The sequence below is a fragment of the Stenotrophomonas sp. S4 genome (assembly GCF_054187805.2).
This window is the reverse complement of record NZ_CM196188.1, coordinates 543,492-567,596: the sequence shown is the minus strand read 5'-3', so window position 1 is coordinate 567,596 and position 24,105 is coordinate 543,492. Positions and strand designations below refer to the sequence as shown.

The 24,105-nt window shown below is 67.8% G+C and carries 27 protein-coding genes and 1 riboswitch; of the genes, 13 read left to right on the top strand and 14 right to left on the bottom strand.

The annotated features are described in order from the left end of the window. Positions 1 to 127: 127 nt before the first annotated feature. Together ACUZUJ_RS02570 and ACUZUJ_RS02565 are read left to right on the top strand one after the other, a co-directional pair. Positions 128 to 1,576, top strand: coding sequence for an aminotransferase-like domain-containing protein (locus ACUZUJ_RS02570; RefSeq protein WP_458220754.1), 1,449 nt, complete (start codon positions 128 to 130; stop codon positions 1,574 to 1,576). 39 nt (positions 1,577 to 1,615) lie between these two features. Further along, complete coding sequence (locus ACUZUJ_RS02565) at positions 1,616 to 1,813, top strand: hypothetical protein (protein WP_119007509.1); 198 nt, start codon at positions 1,616 to 1,618, stop codon at positions 1,811 to 1,813. 75 nt (positions 1,814 to 1,888) lie between these two features. Here the strand turns inward: ACUZUJ_RS02565 and bioD are convergent, their stop codons facing one another. Then, positions 1,889 to 2,572 (bottom strand): dethiobiotin synthase, encoded by a 684-nt coding sequence (gene bioD, locus ACUZUJ_RS02560; protein ID WP_119007510.1) that lies wholly within the window; start codon positions 2,570 to 2,572, stop codon positions 1,889 to 1,891. Positions 2,573 to 2,640: 68 nt separating this feature from the next. On the opposite strand from bioD, the gene msrC reads away from it, so the two are divergent. Further along, on the top strand, positions 2,641 to 3,123 hold the full coding sequence (msrC, locus tag ACUZUJ_RS02555; protein ID WP_004140850.1) for a free L-methionine (R)-S-oxide reductase MsrC: 483 nt from the start codon (positions 2,641 to 2,643) through the stop codon (positions 3,121 to 3,123). Continuing rightward, a complete protein-coding gene (locus ACUZUJ_RS02550) occupies positions 3,120 to 3,482 on the top strand; it encodes a TfoX/Sxy family protein (protein ID WP_101764882.1) in 363 nt (120 codons plus the stop codon). Before msrC ends, ACUZUJ_RS02550 begins: the two co-directional genes overlap by 4 nt. 50 nt (positions 3,483 to 3,532) lie before the next feature. Here ACUZUJ_RS02550 and ACUZUJ_RS02545 read toward each other — a convergent pair whose 3' ends face one another. Further along, positions 3,533 to 4,111, bottom strand: coding sequence for a histidine phosphatase family protein (locus ACUZUJ_RS02545; RefSeq protein ID WP_032128728.1), 579 nt, complete (start codon positions 4,109 to 4,111; stop codon positions 3,533 to 3,535). Positions 4,112 to 4,253: 142 nt separating this feature from the next. Further along, positions 4,254 to 4,476, top strand: a riboswitch (cobalamin riboswitch). Positions 4,477 to 4,591: 115 nt separating this feature from the next. On the opposite strand from ACUZUJ_RS02545, the gene btuB reads away from it, so the two are divergent. Then, positions 4,592 to 6,433, top strand: coding sequence for a TonB-dependent vitamin B12 receptor (gene btuB / locus ACUZUJ_RS02540; protein WP_458220755.1), 1,842 nt, complete (start codon positions 4,592 to 4,594; stop codon positions 6,431 to 6,433). Positions 6,434 to 6,519: 86 nt separating this feature from the next. On the opposite strand, the gene gph is transcribed toward btuB, so the two are convergent. The 3 genes from gph to ACUZUJ_RS02525 form a co-directional block, all read right to left on the bottom strand. Further along, positions 6,520 to 7,188 carry a phosphoglycolate phosphatase gene (gene gph / locus ACUZUJ_RS02535; protein ID WP_101764880.1) on the bottom strand — a complete coding sequence of 223 codons (669 nt, stop codon included), beginning with the start codon at positions 7,186 to 7,188 and terminating at the stop codon, positions 6,520 to 6,522. A gap of 76 nt (positions 7,189 to 7,264) precedes the next feature. Continuing rightward, positions 7,265 to 8,056 (bottom strand): class I SAM-dependent methyltransferase, encoded by a 792-nt coding sequence (locus ACUZUJ_RS02530; protein ID WP_101764879.1) that lies wholly within the window; start codon positions 8,054 to 8,056, stop codon positions 7,265 to 7,267. Then, on the bottom strand, positions 8,053 to 8,982 hold the full coding sequence (locus ACUZUJ_RS02525; RefSeq protein ID WP_005415135.1) for a LysR family transcriptional regulator: 930 nt from the start codon (positions 8,980 to 8,982) through the stop codon (positions 8,053 to 8,055). Before ACUZUJ_RS02525 ends, ACUZUJ_RS02530 begins: the two co-directional genes overlap by 4 nt. 108 nt (positions 8,983 to 9,090) lie before the next feature. Here ACUZUJ_RS02525 and ACUZUJ_RS02520 point away from each other — a divergent pair, with 108 nt between their 5' ends. From ACUZUJ_RS02520 to ACUZUJ_RS02510, 3 genes are all read left to right on the top strand, one after another. Continuing rightward, positions 9,091 to 9,729: an NAD(P)-dependent oxidoreductase gene (locus ACUZUJ_RS02520; RefSeq protein ID WP_135966923.1), complete on the top strand. Its 639-nt coding sequence runs from the start codon at positions 9,091 to 9,093 to the stop codon at positions 9,727 to 9,729. 91 nt (positions 9,730 to 9,820) lie between these two features. Then, a complete protein-coding gene (locus ACUZUJ_RS02515; RefSeq protein WP_458220756.1) occupies positions 9,821 to 10,732 on the top strand; it encodes an MBL fold metallo-hydrolase in 912 nt (303 codons plus the stop codon). Between the two features lie 151 nt (positions 10,733 to 10,883). Next, positions 10,884 to 11,438 (top strand): hypothetical protein, encoded by a 555-nt coding sequence (locus tag ACUZUJ_RS02510; protein ID WP_101764876.1) that lies wholly within the window; start codon positions 10,884 to 10,886, stop codon positions 11,436 to 11,438. Between the two features lie 64 nt (positions 11,439 to 11,502). On the opposite strand, the gene dinB is transcribed toward ACUZUJ_RS02510, so the two are convergent. Then, complete coding sequence (dinB, locus tag ACUZUJ_RS02505) at positions 11,503 to 12,597, bottom strand: DNA polymerase IV (RefSeq protein WP_458220757.1); 1,095 nt, start codon at positions 12,595 to 12,597, stop codon at positions 11,503 to 11,505. Positions 12,598 to 12,787: 190 nt separating this feature from the next. Here dinB and fabA point away from each other — a divergent pair, with 190 nt between their 5' ends. Together fabA and fabB are read left to right on the top strand one after the other, a co-directional pair. Continuing rightward, a complete protein-coding gene (fabA, locus tag ACUZUJ_RS02500) occupies positions 12,788 to 13,303 on the top strand; it encodes a 3-hydroxyacyl-[acyl-carrier-protein] dehydratase FabA (protein ID WP_014035851.1) in 516 nt (171 codons plus the stop codon). Continuing rightward, entirely contained in the window at positions 13,303 to 14,511 is a 1,209-nt protein-coding gene (gene fabB / locus ACUZUJ_RS02495) for a beta-ketoacyl-ACP synthase I (RefSeq protein WP_101764874.1), read from the top strand. The genes fabA and fabB overlap by 1 nt, the downstream gene beginning before the upstream one ends. A 36-nt stretch (positions 14,512 to 14,547) precedes the next feature. Here fabB and ACUZUJ_RS02490 read toward each other — a convergent pair whose 3' ends face one another. The 3 genes from ACUZUJ_RS02490 to ACUZUJ_RS02480 are packed head-to-tail and all read right to left on the bottom strand — an operon-like array spanning position 14,548 to position 16,990. Continuing rightward, on the bottom strand, positions 14,548 to 15,231 hold the full coding sequence (locus ACUZUJ_RS02490) for an HAD family hydrolase (protein ID WP_101764873.1): 684 nt from the start codon (positions 15,229 to 15,231) through the stop codon (positions 14,548 to 14,550). Then, positions 15,228 to 15,929, bottom strand: coding sequence for a pseudouridine synthase (locus ACUZUJ_RS02485; RefSeq protein ID WP_101764872.1), 702 nt, complete (start codon positions 15,927 to 15,929; stop codon positions 15,228 to 15,230). The genes ACUZUJ_RS02490 and ACUZUJ_RS02485 overlap by 4 nt, the downstream gene beginning before the upstream one ends. After that, positions 15,926 to 16,990 (bottom strand): class I SAM-dependent methyltransferase, encoded by a 1,065-nt coding sequence (locus ACUZUJ_RS02480; protein ID WP_458220758.1) that lies wholly within the window; start codon positions 16,988 to 16,990, stop codon positions 15,926 to 15,928. The genes ACUZUJ_RS02485 and ACUZUJ_RS02480 overlap by 4 nt, the downstream gene beginning before the upstream one ends. Positions 16,991 to 17,147: 157 nt before the next feature. On the opposite strand from ACUZUJ_RS02480, the gene ACUZUJ_RS02475 reads away from it, so the two are divergent. Beyond that, on the top strand, positions 17,148 to 17,411 hold the full coding sequence (locus tag ACUZUJ_RS02475) for a hypothetical protein (RefSeq protein WP_005407925.1): 264 nt from the start codon (positions 17,148 to 17,150) through the stop codon (positions 17,409 to 17,411). Positions 17,412 to 17,571: 160 nt separating this feature from the next. Here ACUZUJ_RS02475 and ACUZUJ_RS02470 read toward each other — a convergent pair whose 3' ends face one another. Both ACUZUJ_RS02470 and ACUZUJ_RS02465 read right to left on the bottom strand, forming a co-directional pair. Further along, positions 17,572 to 17,862 carry a DUF3247 family protein gene (locus tag ACUZUJ_RS02470; protein ID WP_101764870.1) on the bottom strand — a complete coding sequence of 97 codons (291 nt, stop codon included), beginning with the start codon at positions 17,860 to 17,862 and terminating at the stop codon, positions 17,572 to 17,574. Between the two features lie 43 nt (positions 17,863 to 17,905). Next, the gene (locus tag ACUZUJ_RS02465) at positions 17,906 to 19,894 is read right to left on the bottom strand and encodes a hybrid sensor histidine kinase/response regulator (protein ID WP_458220759.1); all 1,989 of its coding nucleotides are present in this window, start codon (positions 19,892 to 19,894) and stop codon (positions 17,906 to 17,908) included. 244 nt (positions 19,895 to 20,138) lie between these two features. Between ACUZUJ_RS02465 and ACUZUJ_RS02460 the strand changes: the two genes are divergently transcribed. Then, complete coding sequence (locus ACUZUJ_RS02460) at positions 20,139 to 20,705, top strand: DUF3016 domain-containing protein (protein ID WP_075675473.1); 567 nt, start codon at positions 20,139 to 20,141, stop codon at positions 20,703 to 20,705. Positions 20,706 to 20,831: 126 nt separating this feature from the next. Here the strand turns inward: ACUZUJ_RS02460 and alr are convergent, their stop codons facing one another. Further along, on the bottom strand, positions 20,832 to 21,899 hold the full coding sequence (alr, locus tag ACUZUJ_RS02455) for an alanine racemase (RefSeq protein ID WP_101764868.1): 1,068 nt from the start codon (positions 21,897 to 21,899) through the stop codon (positions 20,832 to 20,834). Continuing rightward, the gene (locus ACUZUJ_RS02450; protein WP_014035841.1) at positions 21,878 to 23,182 is read right to left on the bottom strand and encodes a D-amino acid dehydrogenase; all 1,305 of its coding nucleotides are present in this window, start codon (positions 23,180 to 23,182) and stop codon (positions 21,878 to 21,880) included. The genes alr and ACUZUJ_RS02450 overlap by 22 nt, the downstream gene beginning before the upstream one ends. 149 nt (positions 23,183 to 23,331) lie before the next feature. On the opposite strand from ACUZUJ_RS02450, the gene ACUZUJ_RS02445 reads away from it, so the two are divergent. Beyond that, entirely contained in the window at positions 23,332 to 23,811 is a 480-nt protein-coding gene (locus tag ACUZUJ_RS02445) for an Lrp/AsnC ligand binding domain-containing protein (RefSeq protein WP_004140558.1), read from the top strand. Between the two features lie 57 nt (positions 23,812 to 23,868). On the opposite strand, the gene ACUZUJ_RS02440 is transcribed toward ACUZUJ_RS02445, so the two are convergent. Then, positions 23,869 to 24,051: a hypothetical protein gene (locus ACUZUJ_RS02440; protein WP_032128744.1), complete on the bottom strand. Its 183-nt coding sequence runs from the start codon at positions 24,049 to 24,051 to the stop codon at positions 23,869 to 23,871. Positions 24,052 to 24,105: the final 54 nt, after the last annotated feature.

The window sequence follows — 24,105 nt, the reverse complement described above, 5'->3', positions numbered from 1 at the left end:
AAAAAGACGCACGGCCATCCAGCCGTGCGCTTGGGAAGTATCGGCCGTGCCCCGATCAGGCCCGGCCGACAACGACATGCTAGGCTCGCCATCATCATGGGTACAGCACCAGATGGCGGGAACTTCGATGGATACAGATGACCAGAGCGCGATGATCCCACCCCGCTACCAACGGCTGTCCGACGAACTGGCCGAGGCCATCCACGGCGGACGCCTTCCGGTCGGCAGCCGCCTGCCTTCGCTGCGGCAGATGGCCCTGCAGCGCAGGCTCAGCCTGAACACGGTGATTGCCGCCTATCGCCAGCTGGAGGACGCCGGCCTGGTCATTCCGCGGCCCAAAGCCGGCTTCGAGGTGGCGCCGCGATTGTCGGTGCCGGAGCGTTCGCTGCGTGATACCCCGTCCGCACCCACCGCGCCGCTGCAGCAGGTGTTGATGGCGCGCGTGCTGGAGGCACAACGTCGCCCCGGAGTGATCGACCTGGCCTTCGCCGGTCCGCGCGGGCGCCAGTTCTATCCGGGCGCGCAGCTGGCCCGGCATACCGCGCAGGTGCTGCGCCACGGCCAGCAGACGGTGGAGACCTACGCGCGCCCCAACGGCTCGCCACGGCTGCTGGCACAGATCGTGCGGCGTGGGCCACGCATGGGCCTGCATACCCACAGCGAACGCCTGCTGCTGACCCATGGTGCGATGGAGGCCCTGCAGCTGGCGCTGCGCGCGGTCACCCAGCCCGGTGATGCGGTGGGCATCGAGGCGCCGTCTTACTTCAACCTGTACCCCCTGCTCGCCAACCTCGGCCTGCAGGCCATCGAGCTGCCCACCCATCCGCAGCACGGCCTGGATGTGGATGCGCTGGATGCGCTGCTGGAACACACGCCGCTGGCCGCGCTGGTGGTGATGCCGACCGTGCACAACCCGCTGGGCTGCACCATGCCGACCGCCGCCAAGCAGCGCCTGGCCGAGCTGGTCAACGCACGGCAACTGCCGCTGATCGAGGATGCGGTGTACGCCGAGCTGCAGTTCTGCGAACCGCCGGCGCCGTTGCTGAAAGCCTTCGATCGCGACGGCTGGGTGATGGTGGTCGGAGGTTTCTCGAAGACACTGGCACCGGACTACCGCATCGGCTGGCTGGATGGCGGCCGCTTCGCCGAGCGCATCGCGCTGCTGAAATTCCAGTCCACCGGTGGCGAGCCTCAACTGCTCGGCGATGCGGTGGCGGCGTATCTGGAAGCTGGCAGCTACGAGCACCACCTGCACCGCATGCGCCGGCTGTATCGCGAACAGGTGGGACGGCTGCGCCAGCTGGTGGCCGAACACTTCCCGATAGGCACCCGCGCCACCGAACCGCAGGGCGGCTTCCTGCTGTGGCTGGAACTGCCCGGCGTGGATACACGCGAGCTGTTCGAGCGTGCATTGCAGGAGGACATCGTGTTCATGCCCGGCCAGGTGTATTCACGTGGCGCGCGCTACCGCCACTGCCTGCGGCTGTCGTGCTGCCAGACGCTGGATGCGCGCTTCATCGGCGCGGTGGAGCGGCTGGGTGCGATCGCGCGGGAGCTGGCAGCTGCAGAACGGTAGTGCCGGCCGCTGGCCGGCAATCCCGGGATCGCCGGGTGGATGCAGTTGCCGGCCAGCGGCCGGCACTACCCAGGATCACTCAAGCAGGTGCACGCCCAGCGCCGCGTGTATTCGCGCGGCGCGCGCTACCGCCACTGCCTGCGGCTGTCGTGCTGCCAGACGCTGGATGCGCGCTTCATCGGCGCGGTGGAGCGGCTGGGTGCGATCGCGCGGGAGCTGGCGGCTGCAGCACGGTAGTGCCGGCCGCTGGCCGGCAATCCTGGGAGCGCCGGGTGGATGCAGTTGCCGGCCAGCGGCCGGCACTACCCAGGATCAATCGAGCAGATGCGCCGACAGCGCTTCGCCTTTCGCACCCGGCAGATGCGGCAGCCGTCCCCAGCACGGCATCGGCAGGCGCTGCTGCAACGTGGCGATGTTCTCGTCCTGGCGCTGCATCGCCGGGTCGATGTGGTTGCCGATCCAGCCCAGGCACTCCACGCCGCTTGCCTGCAGCGACTGCGCAGTCAGCCGTGCGTGGTTGACGCAGCCCAGCCGCATGCCCACCACCAGCAGCACCGGCAGCCGCAGTGCACGTACCAGGTCCAGCTGGTCCAGCGTGGCCGAGACCGGCGCCAGCCAGCCGCCAACGCCCTCCACCACCACGACATCGGCCTGCGCGCGCATTCGTGCGAACGCGGCCACGATCGGCGCCAGCTCCACCTGCACGCCATCCTCGGCAGCGGCCAGCTCCGGTGCCAGCGGCTGCCGCAGCGCATACGGGTTCAGGTCGGCATAGTCCGGCACCGGCCAGCTGGCGGCCTGCAGGGCCAGCGCGTCTTCGTTGCGCAGGCCCTGCCCCAGGTCTTCGCTGCCGCTGGCCACCGGCTTCATGCCCACCGCGCGCAGGCCGCGCCGGCGCAGCGCATGCAGCAGCGCGGTGCTGGCCGCGGTCTTGCCGATCTCGGTATCGGTGCCGGTGACGAACAGGGCGGGCGGCAGCGTAGCGGGCAATGGCATCGATGGGCTCCAACGGGACGACAGAGCGTGCATTATCGCCGGCCCGGCGTGCTTGCTAGACTGCGGGCATGTTCGCCAATGCCTCGCTCACCGGCAGCAAGCCGGAACAATACGCCCAGCTGCTGGAACAGGCCCGTGGCCTGGTCTACGCCGAGTCCGACCGCATCGCCAACGCGGCCAACCTCTCCGCACTGGTCTACCACGCCCTGCCCGACCTGAACTGGGTGGGCTTCTACCTGTATGACGGCAAGGAGCTGGTGGTCGGCCCGTTCCAGGGCCTGCCGGCCTGCGTGCGCATCCCGCTGGACAAGGGCGTGTGCGGTGCCGCCGCCAGCCAGCGCGTGACCCAGCGCGTGGACGACGTCGATGCCTTCCCCGGCCATATCGCTTGCGATTCGGCCTCGCGTTCGGAACTGGTGGTGCCGCTGCTGCGCGGCGATGAACTGATCGGCGTATTCGACATCGACAGCCCGAAGGTCGGCCGCTTCGACGCCGACGACCAGGCCGGCCTGGAAGCCATCGCCCGCGTGTTCGTCGAGGCACTTGGATGAGCGCGCCGAAGCTGCGCAACATCGGCCCCAAGAGTGCAGCCTGGCTGCGCCAGGTCGGCCTGCGCAGCCGCGAGGACCTGGTTGCGATCGGCGCGGTCGGCGCCTTCGTCAAGGTCAAGCGCGCGGGCTTCAAGCCCAGCCTGAACCTGTTGTACTCGCTGGAAGGCGCGCTGCTGGACTGCCACTGGCAGGAACTGAGCGAGCCGCAGCGTGAGGCGCTGGTGCAGGATTACGAAGCACGCATCGCCGCGCACCCTCTGAAGGCGGCCGGCCCCGCTTCGGGTCCGGTGCATGAGCAGCGTTTCGATGCCGACGATGACGCGGAAGACAGCGTGGCCGAGCACACCGACGAGGATTGAGGCACCCGCGTTCCTGGGCATGCCGGCCAGCGGCCGGCACTACCGTCGGGTCAGGGCTGCTGCAGCTCCAGCAGCTCGCCCACCAGCCCGACCTCGCCGCGCTCCAGCCACACCCGCAGACGGGTGCCGTGGTCGATGCGCAATGCCCAGCACAGCGACATCGGCAGGCCACAGACCTGCGACAGCACCATGCGCAGCGGGCCGCCATGACTGACCACCAGCGTCGGCACCGGATCATCATCATCGAGCAGGCGATCCAGCGCGCGCGCGATGCGCCGCTCGAAGTGGCCCCAGCTTTCACCGTTCGGCGGCGGGAATGCATGCGGATCGGCATGGAAGGCCGCCAGTGCGTCCTCCGGCAGGTCGAACAGCGACTGCCCGTCCCAATCGCCGAAATCCAGCTCTTCCCATTCCTCGTCCGCTTCCACGTCCAGCCCACGCGGGGTAGCCAGGGCCATCGCCGTGTGCAGCGAGCGGAGCCGTGGCGAACTGATCACCCGCTCCCACGGCTGCGCGGCGTAGGCATCGACCAGTTCCTGCGGCAGGCGGGCCAGCTGCGGTGGATCGCTGCGGCCATCGAGGAACTCATCGCGACCGTTGCCGGCGTGGCGGACCAGGTCGAGGATCATGCGTGCGTCCTGTACAGGCAACGCGGGAACAGCGGAAAACGGGCGGACATCGGCAACGGCACCACGGGATCGAGGGACCATTCTAAGGGCACAGCAAAGGCAGTCGAGCAGGCTCGACGCTACGGGCCGCCTGTGATGCCGTAGACTGCGCGCACTTCCAGGTGACCTGCGGCCACGGCCGGCAGGTTGAAACGGGAAGCCGGTGACGCGTGATGCCACGCCAGGCCGGCGCTGCCCCCGCAACGGTAAGCACGTCAGTTCCAGGCAACAACGCCACTGTGCCGCAGGCATGGGAAGGCGCCTGGACGGTGGCCTCGCGCCACCCGGCGGCAAGCCCGGAGACCGGCCAGGAAGCCTCAGGTCGCGATGCGGTGGGCATGGCGCTGGATGACCGCAGCCTGCGCTGCGGCGTCGGCGCATGCCTGCCTTCGCGGCTCCTCCCCTTCGCCACGCGGGCGTGCGTGGCACCTGGAGTCCCCCATGAAGCTGCAGTCCCGAATGCTGTCCCTGGCCGTGCTGGCCGCCCTGCCCGCGCTGGCCCAGGCCGCCGATGACACCACCGCGCTCAACCAGATCCTGGTCACCGCCACCCGCACCCCGATCGCCCTGCAGGACAGCATCGCGCCGGCGCAGGTGATCGACCGCGCGCAGATCGAATCCAGCCAGGCCACCTCGCTGCAGGAGCTGCTGCGCGGCCGTGCCGGCATCAACCTGACCAATGCCGGCGGCCTCGGCAAGCAGAGCTCGCTGTTCCTGCGCGGCACCAACTCGGGCCACACCGTGGTGCTGGTCGATGGCGTGCGCATCAACAGTGCCGACCTCGGCCTGGCCATGTACCAGGACCTGCCGCTGGCGCAGATCGAACGCGTGGAAATCGTGCGTGGCCCGCAGTCCAGCCTGTACGGCGCCGACGCCATCGGTGGCGTGATCCAGATCTTCATCCGCCGCAACCAGGGCGATTTTGCTCCGCACGTCCAGCTCGGTGGCGGCAGCAACGGCCTGCGCGAAGCCAGCGGCGGCATCGGTGGTGGCACCGAACGCGGCTGGTTCGGCGCCGACATCGCCTACCAGCATTCCGATGGCATCGATGCCTGCCGTGGCTCGGCGACGCTGTTCGCCGGCTGCTTCGCCGATGAACCCGACCGCGACGGCTACCGCAACCTGTCCAAGAGCCTGCGTGGCGGCTACACCTTCAACGACCAGTGGACCGTGGAAGGCAGCGCGCTGCGCGCCGACGGCAAGAACCACTACGACGGCTATTACAACTACTCCGAGACCCGCCAGCAGGTGCTGGCCGGCAAGGTGCGCTACACCCCGTCCGAGCGCCTGGCGTTCACCGCCAACGTCGGCCGCAGCGACAACGAGTCGGACAACTTCGGCGACTTCGGCGCACGCGGCAGCGCACAGACCCACCGCGACAGCGCCTCGCTGCAGGGTGACTTCACCTTGGCCGAAGGCCAGCTGCTGAGCACCGGCGTGGACTGGAGCGAAGACAACCTGGATGGCAGCAGCGCGGGCTACCTCGTCGACAGCCGCCGCAACACCGGTGTGTTCGTGCAGTACCAGGGCCGCTTCGGCCGCCACCAGCTGCAGGCCAGCGCACGCAACGACGACAACCAGCAGTTCGGCAACCACGCCACCGGCAGTCTCGGCTGGGCGATGCAGCTGGACCACGGCCTGCGCCTCAACGCCAGCTACGGCACCGCGTTCAAGGCGCCGACCTTCAGCGACCTGTACGACCCGTGGAGCGGCGTGCCGACGTTGAAGCCGGAGAAGTCCAAGAGCGCCAACCTCGGTGTTTCGCAGCAGGGCCAGGGCTGGCATTGGGGCCTGGACGTCTATGAGACCCGCATCGATGACCTGATCACCTACGACGCGGCAACCTTCAAGATGCAGCAGGTGGAGAAGGCACGCATCCGCGGTGCCGAGCTGACCGGTGGCGTGCTGCTGGCCGGCTTCGACATCAACGCGCAGCTGAGCTACACCGACCCGCGCAACCGCACCCACGGCAGCACCCAGTTCGACAACTGGCTGCCGCGCCGTGCACAGCAGACCGCACGCCTGGACGTCGACCGCCGCTTCGGCGATTTCCGCGCCGGCCTGACCGTGCAGGGTGCGGGCAAGCGCTATGACGATGCGGCCAACGCAGTGAAGGTCGGCGGCTACGGCACGCTGGACCTGCGCGCCGAGTACGCGCTGACGCCGGAGTGGTCGCTGCTGGCACGTGCTGCCAACGTGTTCGATCGCCACTACGAGACGGTGGCGTGGTTCAACCAGCCCGGCCGCGAGTACCAGCTGAGCGTGCGTTACCAGCCGAAGTGAAGGAACGCGCCGGGCATCGCCCGGCGCCGCCGGATGCCATCGACGCATGGCGTCGATCTACTGTAGAGCCGAGCGTGGGTTCGGCTCTACACCCGAACGCCCGCGGCCAACCCCGGCAGCTCACGCAGGTCGTCAATCACTGCCACCGCCTCTGCGGTGGCCAGGTCCAGGCCACGCGGGTAGCCGTAACGCACCAGTGCGATCGGCATGCCCGCATCTTCGGCGGCGCGGTAGTCGGTCAGCGAATCACCCACCATCAGGCAGGCATCGGCCGGCAGCCCGAAGTGCGCAGCGATATGCCGCAGCGGCTCACCGCTGGGCTTGCGCTGCGGCAGCGAATCACCACCCAGCACCAGCGCGAACGCATCACCGATGCCCAGGTGCTGCAGCAGCGGCGGCACCAGCGCTTCGGGCTTGTTGGTGCAGATCGCCAGCGGCACATGGCGTGCACGCAGCTGCGTCAGCGCGTCGGCCACGCCATCGAACAAGCGCGGGCTGCGCAGCAGGCACTCACGGTAGTGCACCATGAACACCGGCATCACTTCGGCCAGGTCGACCTCGCGATCGGCGGCATGCACGGCCTGCTCGACCAGGCGGCGCACGCCATCGCCGATCCAGCCCAGCACCGTGGCTTCCGGCACGCGTGCTACACCGATGTCCTCCAGCGTGCGGTTCAGCGCTTCAGCGATATCAGCCGCGCTGTCGACCAGCGTGCCATCGAGGTCGAACACGACCAGCGGATAGGGATACGACAAGGGACGGCACCTAGGGAACGTGGGGCCGTCCATTGTACGCCGCCGCTTTTTCCGCAGATCCTCCTGCCGCTGCGCCTCAGCCGATCCTGCGTGCGCGGGTGGCGAGGAAGGTGGGCAGATAGCGGTCGATCAGGAAGCGCGGCTGCGGCTGCCAGTCTTCCATGAAGCGGTCGATGACGAAGCCGGCATCCAGCTGCCCACCGATCAGTTCGGTCAGGCTGTGGCCGAAAGTCAGCGCATCGCCGCGGGCCAGCTTTGCCTCGCGCTCGGCCGGCGCGAGGTCTTCCAGGTCCGAATAGGGAATGGCGTACTGCGGCCGGATCAGACCCTGTGCATCCAGCTGCGGATCACGCGCACCGACGAACAGCACCGGGTTGTAGAAGCTCGCCATCAGCATCCCGTCGCGGGCCAGCACACGGCGGCATTCGGTCCACACCGGGCGCACATCAGGCACATACAGGTTCGAGATCGGGTGGAACACCACATCGAAACTGTCGTTGGCGAATACGTGCAGATCGCGCATGTCGCCCTGCACCGTGCGCAGCTGCAGGCCATCGCGCGCAGCGACCTGGCGGTCCTGCTCCAGCTGCCCGTCGGACAGGTCGAACACGGTGACGTCGGCGCCGGCCGCCGCAAGCACTGGTGCCTGCTGGCCACCGCCCGAGGCCAGGCACAGGATGCGGCGGCCGCGCACGTCGCCCAGCCAATCCAGTGGCAGCGCACGTGGGGTCAGATGCACCTGCCAGCGGCCTTCGCGCGCGGCGGCAATGGTTGAACTTTCCACCGGGCGCGACCATTCGCGCACTTCGCTGGCCTGGCGGTCCCAGGCAGCACGGTTGTGGTCGATCAAGGCCTGTCCATGGTTCATGTGTTCTCCTTGCCCGGTGGGCGCCAATCCAGATCCTGGAAGGCCGGGCTGGCGAAACACTCGGCCAGGTAGTCCAGGAATCGGCGCATGATAGCGGGCTGCTGGCGCCGTGATGCGTACACGGCATGAATGCCGAGTTCGTCCAGACTGAATCCGGGCAGCAGTTCGATCAGCTCGCCACTGCGCAGCAGCGGCGCCACCTGGTAGGTCGGCAGCATGGCGATGCCGGCACCGGCGCGCACCGCCTCCAGCAGCAGCGAGGCCTCGTTGGCACTGATGTTGCCGCCTACCGCCACCGACAGCGAACGACCGTCGCGGTGCAGCTGCCACAGGCTCTTGCCGACGTAGTGATGGGTCAGGCAGTTGTGCGCGGCCAGGTGCTCGGGAGCGGTCGGCGTGCCGCGTGCCTGCAGGTAGGACGGCGTCGCGCACAGCACCGAGCGGCAGGTGGCCAGCCGCCGTGCGATCAGGCTGGGGTCAATCTGGCGCGCGATACGCACCGCCAGGTCCACCCGCTCCTCCACCAGGTTCACCGTGCGGTCGACCAGCAGCAGTTCGATGCGTGCCGCCGGATGACGCGCAACAAAGCCGGCCACCGCCCGCGCCAGGTGGCTCTGCCCGAACGAGACGCTGGCAGTCACGCGCAGCGTGCCGTGTGGCTCGGGATCATCGCTGGCCAGCTCGCCCTGCAGTTCTTCGCCGATTGCCAGCATCTGCCGGAAGCGCGCCAATGCCGCTTCGCCCGGACCGGTCAGGCTGACCCGGCGCGTGGTCCGGTGCAGCAGCCGTGCACCCAGCCAGCCCTCGACCTCGGCCAGGTAACGGCTGACCATCGCCCGCGACATGTCCAGCACCTCGGCGGCGGCGGTGAGGCTGCCGCGCTCGGCGACCTCGACGAACACGGTCATGGCGGTCAATCGGTCCATATGCTCGATCCATGCAACAAACAAGCGCGTTATACGCTGTTTTTCGAGCGACTGCAGCGGCCTAGAGTGGCCCCATTCCCACCCCAAACCGCCCCACGGAGTCCTGCCATGAAGATCGCCCTCGTTGGTTCCACCGGCAACATCGGCCGCCAGATCGCCCGCCACGCGCTGGCCCGCGGCCACGAACTCACCGTCATCGTGCGCAGCGCACAGGACCTTCCGGCTGAACTGGCCGGTGCCCATCCGGTGATCGCCTCGCTGGATGACCCGGACGCGCTGGTCGCCGCCATCGCCGGCCACGACGTGCTGGCCAGCGCCTACGGCCCGCGCCCGGGCGATGACATCGGCCGCGTCGGCGAGGTCGCCGCACAGCTGGCCGCCGCCGCACGCAAGGCCGGTGTGCCGCGCCTGGTCGTGGTCGGTGGCGCCGGCAGCCTGGAAGTCGCGCCCGGGGTGCAGCTGGTCGATACCCCCACCTTCCCGGACGCCTACAAGCCGTACGCACTGGCCCACCGTGAGGCGTTCAACCGCCTGCAGGCGGTGGATGACCTGGACTGGACCTTCTTCTCGCCGGCCGCCGAGATCGGCCCGGGCGAAGAGCGCGGCCAGTACCGCGTGCAGCCCAAGGCGTTCCTGGCCGATGCCAGCGGTCACAGCCGCATCAGCTACGCCGACTACGGCGCGGCGTTCGTCGCCGAGCTGGAAGCGCACGCGTATCCGAAGCAGATCATCACCGCGGCGTATTGATCCACGTGCGTCCCTTGTAGCGCCGAGCCCGCGCCCGGCGCTACGCGAACCTGCAGCCGGGCATTGGCTCGGCTCTACACAAGGAATTCCGATGCGTACCGCTGCCCTGCTGCTTCCCCTCGCCCTGGCCGCCACCTTCACCAGTGCGCCGCTGATGGCCGCGCCGGCCACCGCAGCGCCGGCCACGGCGACGAAATCCCAGCTGCACCTGCAGACCTTCCATCCCGGCCCGCAGGCGATGTTCTCGGTGTCCTCGGTGCTGATCGAAGGCCGCCACGACGCGATCCTGGTCAATGCGCAGTTTGGTGCCAGCGACGCGCGCAAGCTGGTCGAGCTGATCCGCGCCAGCGGCAAGCAGCTGACCACGATCTACATCAGCCACGGCGATCCGGATTACTACTTCGGCCTGGCCACGCTGCAGGACGCGTTCCCGCAGGCACGCATCGTCGCCACCGCGCAGACCGTCGCCCACATCCAGCAGACCCAGGCCGGCAAGCTGGCCTACTGGGGACCGAAGATGGGTGCCGACGTGCCGGCACGCATCGTGGTGCCGCAGGTACTGGACGGCGACGCCCTGCAGCTGGAAGGCCAACGCCTGCCGCTGATCGGCCTGGATGGGCCGACGCCGGACCGCACGGTGCTGTGGGTACCGTCACTGCGCGCGATCGTCGGTGGCATTCCGGTGGTGGCCGGCGAGCATGTGTGGATGGCCGACACGCAGACGCCGAAGTCGCACACCGACTGGCTGCAGACCCTGCAGCGGTTGCAGGCACTGAAGCCGAAGGTGGTGGTGCCGGGGCATTACGCGCCGGGTGCGGCGCTGGATGCCAGTGCGTTGCGCTTCACCGCGGACTACATCCGCGCGTTCGATGTCGAGACGGCAAAGGCCAAGGACAGTGCGGCGCTGGTGAAAGCAATGCAGGCGCGTTATCGGAAGCTGGACGGCGTGGCGTCGCTGGAGCTGAGTGCGAAGGTGGCCAAGGGCGAGATGCAGTGGCCATGAGCTAGGGGGTTTTCTTTTGCAGGGCTGCGCCCTGCACCTGCGGTAGTGCCGGCCGCTGGCCGGCACCCTCAACATCCAAAGCCAGCCTGAACGTCAACCGCTGTACGATGGATTGCGTAGGTGAGTAAACCGATGGAACGGAGAATTCACGATGAAGATCAAGAGTGTGTTGGTCAAACTCCTGCTGCCCATCACTGTACTGGCCGCGCACCCCGCGTTCTCTCAACAGGTGACGCCCTCCACCGACCCCGTTGTTCAAGCCTTTGCCCAGCATGAGGGATTGTCCACCCAAGAAGCCGACAGGCGGCTCAGACTTCGAATTGCGGCAGGGGAAGAGCTTGGGCGTATTCTGGAAGGAATGCCTGATCGCTTCGCTGGCAAGAGCTTCAGTGAGAATCCGATGATCGTGACGGTCCGTTTAACCGGGACCGAGCCAGTGCCATCCCGAACCGTGAGCACTGTCCATGGCACCATCACCTACCGCTTCACGGTCGGGGCAACCCACTCTCTGACGCAACTGAAGCAGATAGTGACGTCGGGAAAGGTGGCAGAACTTTTCCCGAAGCATCAGGGAATCATGATCGACGGACAGCGCGGTGTGATTGTTGTGGAGCTGCCCAGCACAGATTTCGAAAGAACCCATGTCGATGAGGAGCAGAAAGCGCGACGCATTCTATCCGCCCCCATTGAACTGAAGAAGTCCTAGGGGCGCTCCAAACTACTGTCAGCGCCACAGGTTCGTGCGGGTGGGAGCGCTGTTTGGCGAACGATCAATTGCCTGCAGAATAGCTCGATCCGTGCTCGAACAGCTCCCCCTGCACCACCGGCTCCTTTTCACGGAAGCCACCAAGTCCGACACCCACCAGCCGGTAGCGGGTCTCCGCCGGCAAGTCGACGCGGGCGCGCAGGGCCAGGGCGATGTCGCGCAGTTCTTCCATCGACTCGGGCGGGCGCTCGGGGGTGAAACTGCGGGTGAGGATGCGGAACTGCGCGGTCTTCAGCTTCAGCACCACGGTGTGGCCGACGCGCTCGGTCTTGCGCGTGGCATTCCAGGTCTTCTCCGCCAGCTGCACGATCGCCTCGCCCAGGTCTTCCAACGGCAGGTCCTCGGCGAAGGTGTCCTCCGAGGAGATCGACTGCACCTGCTGGTCCGGTTCCACCGGGCGCTCGTCGATGCCGCGTGCGCGGTTGTACAGGCTGCGGCCGAAACTGCCGAACGCCTCTTCCAGGTCGATCAGTGCCCACTGCCGCAGGTCGCCGCAGGTGACGATGCCGCGCGCGGCCAGCTTGCCTTCCATCACCTTGCCGACGCCGGGTACCCGGTTCACCGGCAGTGGCAGCAGGAAGGCGTCCACCCGCTGCGGTGGAATCACGAACTGGCCGTCGGGCTTGCGCCAGTCCGAGGCGATCTTGGCCAGGAACTTGTTCGGCGCGATCCCGGCTGAAGCAGTCAGCCGGGTTTCCTCGCGGATCTGGGTGCGGATGGTACGGGCGATGTCGGTGGCCAGTTCGATGCCGCTCTTCGGCTCGGTCACGTCCAGGTAGGCCTCGTCCAGCGACAACGGCTCGACCAGGTCGGTATGGCGCAGGAAGATCTCGCGCACCTGCTGTGACACCGCCTTGTAACGTGCGAAGTCCGGCGGTACGAAGATCGCATCCGGGCACAGCCGCTCGGCACGCACGGCCGGCATCGCCGAGCGCACGCCGAACACGCGCGCCTCGTAGGACGCCGCGCACACCACCGAACGCGCGCCACGCCATGCCACAACCACCGGCTTGCCCCGCAGTGACGGATCGTCGCGCTGCTCCACCGACGCGTAGAACGCGTCCATGTCGACGTGGATGATCTTGCGCAGTCGGGTCATGTCAGGCGGAAAGGGCGGGGGCGGGCCGGGCGGGCCACACGCCGAAGTATGGTCGTTGCACATCAACAGGATGCGCGTATTCCCTTGAAAACACTACGGTTGCGTACGGTTGAAATGTTTGATCGGGGCAGTTTCCACGGGCATCCTCGAGCGCTTGTTTCCCGTTTCCCCGCTTCCAGGATTGTGCTTCATGACCCGTCTCCACGCGTTCAACCGCGAACAGCTGCTGGCCAGCGCACGCGGTGAACTGTTCGGCACCGCTGCCGGCCGTTTGCCCAACGATCCGATGCTGATGTTCGACCGCATCACCGACATCCACGAGGACGGCGGACCGCACGGCAAGGGCATGGTACGCGCCGAGCTGGATATCCGCCCGGATCTGTGGTTCTTCGGCTGCCACTTCATCGGCGACCCGGTGATGCCCGGCTGCCTGGGCCTGGACGCCATGTGGCAGCTGACCGGCTTCTTCCTGACCTGGCTGGGTGCCCCCGGCAAGGGCCGCGCACTGGGCTGCGGCGAGGTAAAGTTCACCGGCCAGGTACTGCCGGACGCCAAGCTCGTGCGCTACGAGATCGACATCAGCCGGGTCATCAACCGCAAGCTGGTGATGGCCCAGTCGGACGCCCGCATGTACGTGGATGACCGCGAAATCTACAGCGCGCGCGACCTGCGCGTCGGCCTGTTCACTGAAACCGGGAGCTTCTGATGCGTCGCGTTGTCATCACCGGCATGGGCATCACGTCCTGCCTCGGCAATGATCTGGATACCGTTTCGACCGCGCTGCGTGAAGGGCGCTCGGGCATCACCCTGCTGGCCGACCATGCCGATGCCGGGCTGCGCAGCCAGGTTGGCGGCCGTGTCGACCTCGACCTGGACGCATTGATCGACCGCAAGCAGAAGCGCTTCATGAGCGATGCGGCAGCCTTCGCCTACCTTTCCATGCGCGATGCCATCGCCGACGCCGGGCTCAGCCCCGAGCAGGTCAGCAACCTGCGTACCGGCCTGATCGCCGGTTCCGGTGGCGGCTCCAGCGAGTGGCAGATTGGTGCGGTCGACCTGCTGCGCGAACGTGGCGTACGCAAGGTCGGCCCGTACATGGTGCCGCGCACGATGTGCTCGACGGTCTCGGCCTGCCTGGCCACGGCCTACCAGATCAAGGGCGTCAGCTACTCGCTGTCGGCCGCCTGCGCCACCTCGGCGCACTGCATCGGCGCCGCCGCGGACATGATCCGCCACGGTGCGCAGGACATCATGTTCGCCGGTGGTGGCGAAGACCTGCACTGGTCGATGAGCGTGATGTTCGACGCGATGGGCGCACTGTCGACCAGCTTCAACGAAACCCCGGCCAGCGCCTCGCGCCCGTACGACAAGGACCGCGACGGCTTCGTCATCGCCGGTGGCGGCGGCATGCTGGTGCTGGAGGATTACGACCACGCCGTCGCGCGCGGTGCGCACATCCATGCCGAGCTGATCGGCTATGGCGTGACCTCCGATGGCGCCGACATGGTCGCCCCGTCCGGTGAAGGCGCGGTGCGCTGCATGAAGATGGCGCTGCAGGGCGTCGATCGCCCGCTGGACTATCTCAACACCCACGGCACCTCGACCCCGCTGGGCGACGTCACCGAGCTCAACGCGATCCGCGAAGTGTTCGGCGACGCGGTGCCGCCGCTGTCCTCGACCAAGGCGCTGTCCGGCCATTCACTGGGTGCGGCCAGCGTGCACGAGGCGATCTACTGCCTGCTGATGATGCGCGATGGCTTCGTCGCCGGTTCGGCCAACATCGGTGAGCTGGACCCGAAGGTGGTGGATTTCCCGATCCTGCGCGAGAGCCGCGAGCAGAAGCTGGACACCGTGATGTCCAACAGCTTCGGCTTCGGTGGCACCAACGCCGCGCTGGTGTTCGGGCGCGTGTGACTGGGCAGGTGTGCCGACCAACGGTCGGCACCCACCTTATTTCGGCAGCAGCGGCAACAGCAGCGCGTGCGCGTCCACCAGCGAGCCGACGATGCGGTGGCCCAGTGCGCGCAGCTCTTCATCCGGATGCACCAGGTCCGGCACCTGGATCACGGTCATGCCTGCGGCCAGCGCTGCACGCGTACCGGCCGGTGAATCCTCCAGCGCCAGGCAGCGCTCGGGCGCCTGGCCCAGCCGCTGCGCGGCCAGCAGGTAGATGTCCGGCGCCGGTTTCGGCCGCGCCACGTCGCCACTGGTGATCACGGCATCGAAGTACGGCAGCAGGCCGGCAGCGGCCAGCTTGCGATTGGCGCGCGGCTGCCGCGTGGTGGTCGCCACCGCACGCGGTACCGCATGCGCCTTCAGCAGCTCCAGCAGCTCCAGGATGCCCGGCCGCAACGGCAGCCCGGTCTGCGTGCGTGCTTCGTACAGTTCATGGCATCGTGCCGCCACCGCGTCGATCACGCTGTCCTCGATGCCCTGCGCGCGCAGCAACGCATGCGTATCGCGGTCGCCGAGGCCGACCATGCGCAGGAACACCGCCTCGTCCAGGCCCAGCCCGAATTCGTCGGCGGCCTCGCTCCAGCAGGCCAGCGAGACCCGCTCGCTGTCGATCATCAGGCCGTCCATGTCGAAGATGACGGCGTCGGGGAGGAACGGCAGCGCAGCGATGGTGGTCATGGAGCGAACAGCGTGTCCAGGTCGGTGGAAGTGAGCTGCCGCCATTGCCCTTCGTCCAGTCCCTGCAGGTCCAGCCCGCCGACGCGGCTGCGGTGCAGGGCCTGCACGTGGTTGCCGGTGGCGGCGAACATGCGGCGTACCTGATGGTAGCGGCCCTCATGCAGTACCAGGCGCGCACGTCGCGTATCCAGCACTTCGAGTTCAGCCGGCAGCAGGGGGGTCTTCTCGGACTCCAGCATCAGCGTGCCGCTGGCGAACAACGCCACTTCGTCGCCGCGCAGGTCGTCGCTCAGTTCCACTTCGTAGACCTTGGGCAGCTTCGACTTCGGCGAGATGATCCGGTGCAGCAGGCCGCCATCGTCGGTCAGCAGCAACAGGCCGCTGGTCTCGCGGTCGAGGCGGCCCACGGTGGACAGCACCGGATCGCGGTCGCGGAAGCGCGGCGGCAGCAGGTCGTAGATCAGGCGGCCGGTGTCCTTGGTCGAACAGGTGTAGCCGGCGGGCTTGTGCAGCGCGATCGACAGCCCCACCGGCGGGTCCAGCGGCTCGCCATCGACGCGGATCGTCTCGTGCGGCACCTGGTCATCGGCGTACAGCACTTCGCCGTCGGCGTCGGTGACGCGGCCTTCGCGGAACATCCACTGCACCTGCTTGCGGCTGCCATAGCCCAGGTTGGCGATGAGCTTGACCAGCTTCACTTGCCCTTCCCCTTCACTGCTTCAACCAGCTTGAAACCGTCGCGCTCGGCAACCACGCGCACCGCACCGAAGCTGTCGTTGAGGGTGTGCTCGTACGGCAGGTGGCGATTGGCCACCACGTACAGGCGCCCGCCCGGGCGCAGCGCCTGCGCGGCCACGGCGATGAAGCGCTGGCCGATGTCCGGGCGGTCGGCACGCGACGGCGTGTGGAACGGCGGGTTGCTGATGATGACGTCGTAGCCCGGCTCGATGCCGGCGGTGACGTCCTGCCACAGGAAGCGCAGCGGCAGCGCGCGCGGCGGCGGCGCCAGGTTCAGTTCGGCCAGGGCCAGCGCGCGCTGCTCGGCCTCGTACAGATCCAGCGCGGTGATCTTCGGGCAGCGTTCCAGCAGCTCGCGCGACAGATAGCCGTAGCCGGCGCCAAGGTCGGCGGCGCGGCCGGCCAGGTCGGCGGGCAGGTGCTCGGCCAGCAGCGCCGACGCCGGATCGATGCGGTCCCAGGCGAACACGCCCGGGCGGCTGAGGAAGCGGCCGCCCATGATCGGGCGCACCGCATCCAGCGCCGACCAGCGCTTGGCCAGGTCGGCGTCGTGCTGGCCCTGCAGCGGGGCGGTCCAGTACACGCGGCAGTGGTTCTTGGTCAGGCAGCCACCGAGGCCGGTCAGCTGCTTGAGATCGCCTTCACCGGAGCGCGCGCCTTCGTTGTTGGACTGGCAGGCAACGATACGGCCGCCTTCGGCGACCAGCGCCAGCGCGCGGGCGAACAGCGCACGGGCTTCTTCACGCTGGCGCGGGGGCAGCACCAGCACCAGCGGGTAACGGCCCTTGCCGGCCCCATCGTCCAGCTGGCCGCTGACGGTCCAGCCGTCGGCCTGCTGCAGCGGCTGCGCGAACGGGGCGAAGCTCTGTTCGCAGTGCACCTCGTGGTTGCCGGCGGCTTCGCGCAGCGGCCAGCCATCGCGGGCACGCAGGAAGGCCACCGGGCCCTCCGGCCAGCGCAGGGCGCCTTGGGAGAACGGCAGGAGCAGGGTCTGCAGGGGGGCGTCGTCGCTGGAGGCCATCGGCGCGGGTACTTCAAGCGTGAGGGCCGTCCATTGTACCGGCTTGGCCGGGCCGGCCCCGGCAGGCCGCTTTGCGAAACCCGAACGGGGCCTTGATCCGCCAGAAACATTGAAACGTTCAGGGTAGAGGTTCCCCCGGAAACCCAGGAGAACCTGCATGCGAGCCTTGTTCGTCGGTGGCGTGGTCGACAACAGTGAAATGGATCTGGAAGGCAGCCATCCGCCCGTGCATTACCCCGAGGACACCGGCGGCGGCCACTCGCGTTACCGGCTGCACCAGGTCGGCCATGGCGCCGATGGCAGCGTGGCCTATGCGGTATACGGCGCGCCGGACCTGGCCGATGACGAGGTGGCCCGGGTCGCTGAAGAACGCGCCTACGCGCGCCGGTTCGAGGCGACGCCGACGTTGTTCGAGCACTGATCCCAACAGCCACGCATGGCGTGGCTCTACTGCAACCCCTGGAAAATCCACGCCATGCGTGGATGGCATGAGGCCAGGCCGATGACGAGGTCACGCATATCCATGCGTGGCCCTTTCCAGTAGATCCACGCCATGCGTGGATGGGGTTGGCAGGTTGCCGTCAGACCCTGGGCGGCAACCTGCGGATGCTGGCGATCTCGTCCAGCCACACGTGGTGCTGCTGCACCGGCGTGTCGTAGTCATCCAGCCGCAACTGGCCGTTGCTGCCTTCGTCGCCAGCCTCGTTGCGGTACTGCTGCACCGTCGGTTTCACCGCGACGGTGCCGAGCAGCCGGCGACCACCGTGCAGGGTCAGTTCCACCTGCGTTTCGCCTTCCAGCTGCGGCAGCAGGGCTTCCAGGCGCGCGATCTGCGCCGGGTCGGTATGGATGCGGGGAGCTATGCGGGACATCGGCGACCTCCTGCATGCAGGGTCGCCGATCGGCCGTGAATGCTCAGTGCAGCGCGCTGTCCGCGCGTGGCACCTGCACCTTGCGTACCGCAGCCACCAGCTGTGCCACCGAATACGGCTTGGCGACATGCTCCTGGAAGCCTGACGCCAGCGCTCGGCGCCGGTCATCGGCACGCGCCAGCGCGGTCACGGCTACCGCGGGCAGGGTCATGGCATCCACGCCCATGTCCTCGCGCAGCGTGCGCACCAGGCCATAACCGTCCATGCCCGGCATGCCGATGTCGGTCAGCATCACGTGGTAGTGCAGATGGCCGGTGTCGGCCAGCAACGCCAGTGCCTCGCCGGCCGAACTGGCCGCGGACACGCTGGCGCCCTGCTCTTCCAGCATGCGCCGCAGGTACTCCAGTACTTCCGGCTGGTCTTCCACCGCAAGCACGTGCATGCCGCGCAGCGGATACGGCTCGACGATCACCGGCTCCAGGATCGGCCCGCTGATCACTTCGCGCAGCGGGCGCCGCTCGGCATCGGGAATGTGCTGCGGCAGGCGCACGGTGAACGTAGCGCCATGGCCGTGGCCCTCGCTGGCCGCGGCGACCGTGCCGCCATGCAGTTCGACCAGCTGCTGCACGATCGCCAGTCCCAGTCCCAGTCCGCCATGGCGGCGGGTGGTGGTGCCATCGGCCTGGCGGAAGCGGCTGAACAGATGATTGAGGAATTCGGGCGCGATGCCATCACCGGTATCGCGCACGGTGATCTCCCAGTGGTTGCCGTCGGCCCGCAGCTGCAGGTCGATGCGGCCTTCAGCCGGGGTGAACTTGATCGCGTTCGAGAGCAGGTTCCAGAACACCTGCTGCAGGCGCGTGGCATCGCCCAGCACCAGGCTCGGTTGTTCGGGCAGCTGCAGGTGCACGTCCAGCGCCTTGCCTTCGGCCACCAACTCCTGCGCGCCGATGGCCTCGCCCAGCAGCGTGCTCAGGTCCAGCACTTCCACCTCCAGCTGCACCTTGCCCAGCAGCATGCTGCTGAGGTCGAGCATGTCCGAGATCAGCCGCTTCTGCGCACCGGCGCTGTTGGCGATCACGTTCAGGCCCTTGTACAGCGGGCTGGTGTTGTCCACGCGCTGCAGCAGCAGCTCGCTCCAGCCGAGAATGGTGGTCAACGGCGTACGCAGCTCATGCGACAGCGTGGCCAGGAACTCATCCTTCAGCCGCGCCATGTTTTCCGCAGCACTGCGCGCAGCACGCTCGGACTGCAGCAGTTCCTCGCGGGCCAGTTCGATCTCGCGGCGTTCGGTCACGTCCGGGCTGCTGCCGGCCAGGCCGATGAAGCGCCCCATGCGCGAGAAGCGCGGGCGGGCGTTCATCTCCAGCCAGCGCCACTGGCCATCAGCACGGCGCGCACGCACCAGCGCATGCATCGAGCGCTGCGCCTTCAGCGCTTCCTGCAGTTCGTACTCGAATACCGACGCATCATCCGGATGCACCAGGCCACGCCAGACGTCTTCCGGCACACGCGTCTCGTCACCGCCGAAGAACTCGCTGAAAGCGCTGTTGACGAAGCGGGCATGGCCGCGCTCGTCGAGCACCCACACCGGCATCGGCAGGCCATCGGCCAGCGCACTGAAGCGGGCTTCGCTCTCGCCCAGCTCCACTTCCATCTGCTTGCGCGCGGTGATGTCGAAGAACAGGATGCCGACCTTGTCCTCGCCCGGCCGGCCCACGCGCACCGCGTCAACCGCGAACGAGCGGCCCAGCGCGCGCGCTTCCATCTCGAACTGGGCGGGGCGACCGCTGCGTGCGACCTCGCCGTAGATGCGGAACCAGTCTTCCTCGTGGTGCGGCTCCAGCAGGCTCATGCGCTGGCCGCGCGCATCCTTCAGGCCGGTGTGGCGCTCGAAGGCGTCGTTGACCTCGATGAAACGATAGTCGACCGCACGGTCGCCCTCGAACAGCACCTGGATCACGCAGAAACCGGCGTTGATGCGCTCAAGCACGCCATGATGCAGGTCGGGTTCGGGCGCCGGCACCATCATCGGTGGGCGCTCCACGAGGGGCGGCAGTGTGGACAAGGGCGTCTGTGCAGGCCGGGTTGGAGGCACAGCATCTTCCAAAGGGCGTATTCACAGCGTCAAGCGCCGTCAGTCATGGTTGACGACGATGAATTGGCGGCAACCACTCTTGCGGATGTCGCAATCGGCCGTTGCGGCCACGGGAAAGCGGGATCACACTCGATCTGTAAACCGCATCGTCCCCATCGAAGGGGCGCAGGAGACCGTCATGAACCGCTCATTGGCCACTGCCCTGCTGCTGGCAGGCGCCCTCATGGCGGGCAGCGCGAACGCCGCGCCGCGCGCCGTCACCGATCCGGATGCGCCCCGTGCGCTGCAGGCCAATGGCCCGGTCAGCGTGAAGTGGGACGATCCGGCCAAATTCACCGAAATCCGCCAGAGCACCAACCGCTTCGAGGCCGAACGCGGCAACTGGGTGCAACAGCTGGCCAGCTACGTGCAGACCACGGCGGCCAAGCCGCTGCAGCCGGGGCAGACCCTGGACGTGACCCTGGTCGACATCAAGCGCGCCGGCGACTACGAGCCCTGGCACGGCCCGCGCGGCAGCGACATCCGGATCATGCGCGACATCTATCCGCCGCGGATCACCCTGCAGTACACGCTGAAGGACGCCAGTGGCCGTATCGTCGATGAGGGCGAAGCCAAGCTCAGCGACACCGGCTACCTGCACAACCTGGGGCTGAAGAGCGACAGCGACCCGCTGCGCTACGAGAAGCGCCTGATCGACGACTGGGTCAAGCGGCAGCTGACAACGCAGGCCACTGCTGCACGCTGATCCCGGGCGGCGCCACCCACCGGTAGGTGTCGACCAGTCCCTATCGGTAGGTGTCGACCTTGGTCGACACGCATTCAAAGCGCCGACCAAGGTCGGCCGCTACCAGAGCCGAGCGTGGGCTCGGCGCTACACGTACACCTTCGCCACGCGCTTGACCGCGCACGGCAGCTGGTAGGCACTCACGCCACAGCGCGGCGCCAATTCCGACAGCGTCGGCGCAGAACCCCACAGCTCCACCACGCTGCCGATGCCGGCCTGCGCATGCGCGGTCAGGTCCACGGTCAGCATGTCCATCGACACGCGCCCGATCAGTCCGCCCGGCTGGCCGTCGATCAGCACCGGCGTGCCATTCGGTGCGAACTGCGGATACCCGTCGGCATAGCCGAGCGCGACCACGCCCACGCGGGTGCGCGCCTTGGCCACGAAGCGGGCGCCATAGCCCACCGGCTCACCGGCCTCGATCCAGCGCTCGGCGATCACCTTGGACTGCATCGTCATCACCGGGCGCAGGCGCTCGGTCAACGCGGTGTTGTCCGGCAGCGGGTTGGCGCCGTACAGCATCAGGCCCGGGCGGACCCAGTCGCTGCGCACATCCGGCCAGCCCAGCAGTGCCGGCGAGTTGCACACGCTGGTCTCGCCGTGCAGGCCGTCGATGGCCCGCGCGAAGGTCGCCGCCTGCTCGTGCGTGCGTTCGCTGTCCAGCTCGTCGGCGCGCGCCAGATGGGTCATCAGCACGATGCGCTCGACCTGCGGCAGCGCCGACAGGCGTGCATGCGCCGCGCGGAAGCTGTCCACGTCCAGGCCGAGGCGATGCATGCCGCTGTCCAGCTTCAGCCACACCGTCAGCGGGCGCGGGCTGTCGAACGCGACCAGCGCTTCCAGCTGCCACGGCGAGCCCACTGCGAACCAGAAATCGTGTTCGGCCACCAGTGCCATGTCACTGGGTTCGAAGATGCCTTCCAGCAGCAGGATCGGCGCACGGATGCCGGCCTGGCGCAGTTCCAGTGCCTCTTCGATGGTGGCCACGCCGAAACCATCGGCCTCGCCTTCCAGCGCCTGCGCACAGCGCACCGCGCCATGGCCATAGGCATCGGCCTTGATGATCGCCAGGGCCTTGCCACCGCCCAGTTCACGAGCAAGCCGGTAGTTGCTGCGCAGGGCGCCCAGATCGATCAGCGCGCGGGCAGGACGCATGTGCGGTTCTCATGTTGCGGGGCGTGACCGTACTGGCCGTAGCGGAAAATATCCAGGCCTTCGGTGCTGATCTGCGGCTGGCGCGCGCTCATCAGGTCGGCCAGGTAGCGACCGGAGCCGCAGGCCATGGTCCAGCCCAGGGTGCCGTGGCCGGTATTGAGGTACAGGTTGCGGAACGGCGTGGCGCCGATCACCGGCGTGCCGTCTGGCGTGGCCGGGCGCAGGCCGGTCCAGAACTGCGCGCGCGACAGGTCGCCGCCCTTCGGGTAGAGGTCGCTGACCACCAGTTCCAGGGTCTCGCGGCGGCGCTGCGACAGCGACAGGTCGAAGCCGGCCACTTCGGCCATGCCACCGACACGGATGCGGTCGTCGAAGCGGGTCACCGCCACCTTGTAGCTCTCGTCGAGGATGGTCGAGGTCGGCGCCATCGCCGGGTCGGTGATCGGCAGGGTCAGCGAATAGCCCTTCAGCGGGTACACCGGCAGGCGCATGCCCAGCGGTGCCACCAGCGCCGGCGAATAGCTGCCCAGCGCGACCACGAAGCGGTCGGCGGTTTCCAGCTTGCCGTCGATGCGCACGCCAGTGATGCGGTCGCCATCGAACTCCAGGCCAGTGATGTCCTGGTCGAAGCGGAATTCGACGCCGGCATCCACGCACATCTGCGCCAGGCGGCGGGTGAACAGCTGGCAGTCGCCGGTCTGGTCACGCGGCAGGCGCAGCGCGCCGACCAGGCCATCGACATGGGCCAGGGCCGGTTCGGCCTGGATGATGCCGGCGCGGTCCAGCACCTCGTACGGCACGCCGTACTGGGCCAGGATCTCGATGTCCTGCGCCGAGGCATCCAGCTGCTGCTGGGTGCGGAACAGCTGGGTCGTACCCAGGTCGCGGCCTTCGAACTCGATGCCGATCTGCGCGCGCAGCTCGTTCAGGCAGTCGCGGCTGTACTCGGACATGCGCACCATGCGCGCCTTGTTGATCGCGTAGCGCTCGTGGGTGCAGTTGCGCAGCATCTGCCACAGCCAGCGGTACTGGGCCAGGTCCATGCCCGGCTTGATCGCCAGCGGCGCGTGCTTCTCGAACAGCCAGCCGATGGCCTTCTTCGGCACGCCCGGGGCCGCCCACGGCGAGGTGTAGCCGAACGACAGCTGGCCGGCATTGGCGAAGCTGGTCTCCAGCGCCGGGCCGGGTTGGCGGTCGATGACCGTGACTTCAAACCCGGCTTGTCGCAGGTACCAGGCACTGGTGGTGCCGATCACGCCGCTGCCGAGAACTAGGACTCGCATGGGACTTCTCCAACCCGATCATTCCCTGCACTGGAGCGTGCCGGGACCATAATTGGGGAAGTATAGACAGCCAATACCAGTTGATTTGCCTGATTTGAAATCAACCGGCAGGATGTTCTCCTGCAATTCATTCCCCAAGGTTGACGGCCATGGCCACCCGTACCCGCGAACTGGACAAGATCGACCGCAAGATCCTGCGCATCCTGCAGGCCGAGGGCCGTATTTCCTTCACCGAACTGGGTGAGCGGGTCGGCCTGTCGACCACCCCGTGCACCGAGCGCGTGCGCCGGCTCGAGCGCGAAGCGGTGATCACCGGCTACCACGCCCACCTCGACCCGGCGGCGGTGAAGGCCAGCCTGCTGGTGTTCGTGGAGATCAGCCTGGCCTACAAGTCCGGTGACATCTTCGAGGAGTTCCGGCGCGCCGCCCTTAAGCTGCCCAACGTGCTGGAGTGCCATCTGGTCTCGGGCGACTTCGATTACCTGCTGAAGGCGCGGATCAGCGAGATGGCCTCCTACCGCAAGCTGCTCGGCAGCACCTTGCTGACACTGCCGCATGTGCGTGAGTCGAAGAGCTACATCGTGATGGAAGAGGTGAAGGAGACGCTGAGCCTGCCGATTCCGGATTGAGGCCGGCGAACGGTTGGGGTCAGAGCCCGCAACGCGGGCTCTGACCCGGAGTCCGTCTCAGCGCTGCTGCGGATGCTTCTGCGAGCGCTGTTCCTGCTGCTTGCCACCCTTGTGCGGCTGCTGCGGCTCCATCTGCTGCTGTTGCTGCTGTTGCTGCTGCGGGTTGCGGCCCTGCGGTTCCTTGCCGGGATGACGGTTCTGCTGGTTTTTCATGATCGCGATCCAGTGGACGAAGGACATGCGGCGGCGGGATGCCGGCGCAGGGCCACGGTGGTCCCGGAACGGTTAATCGCA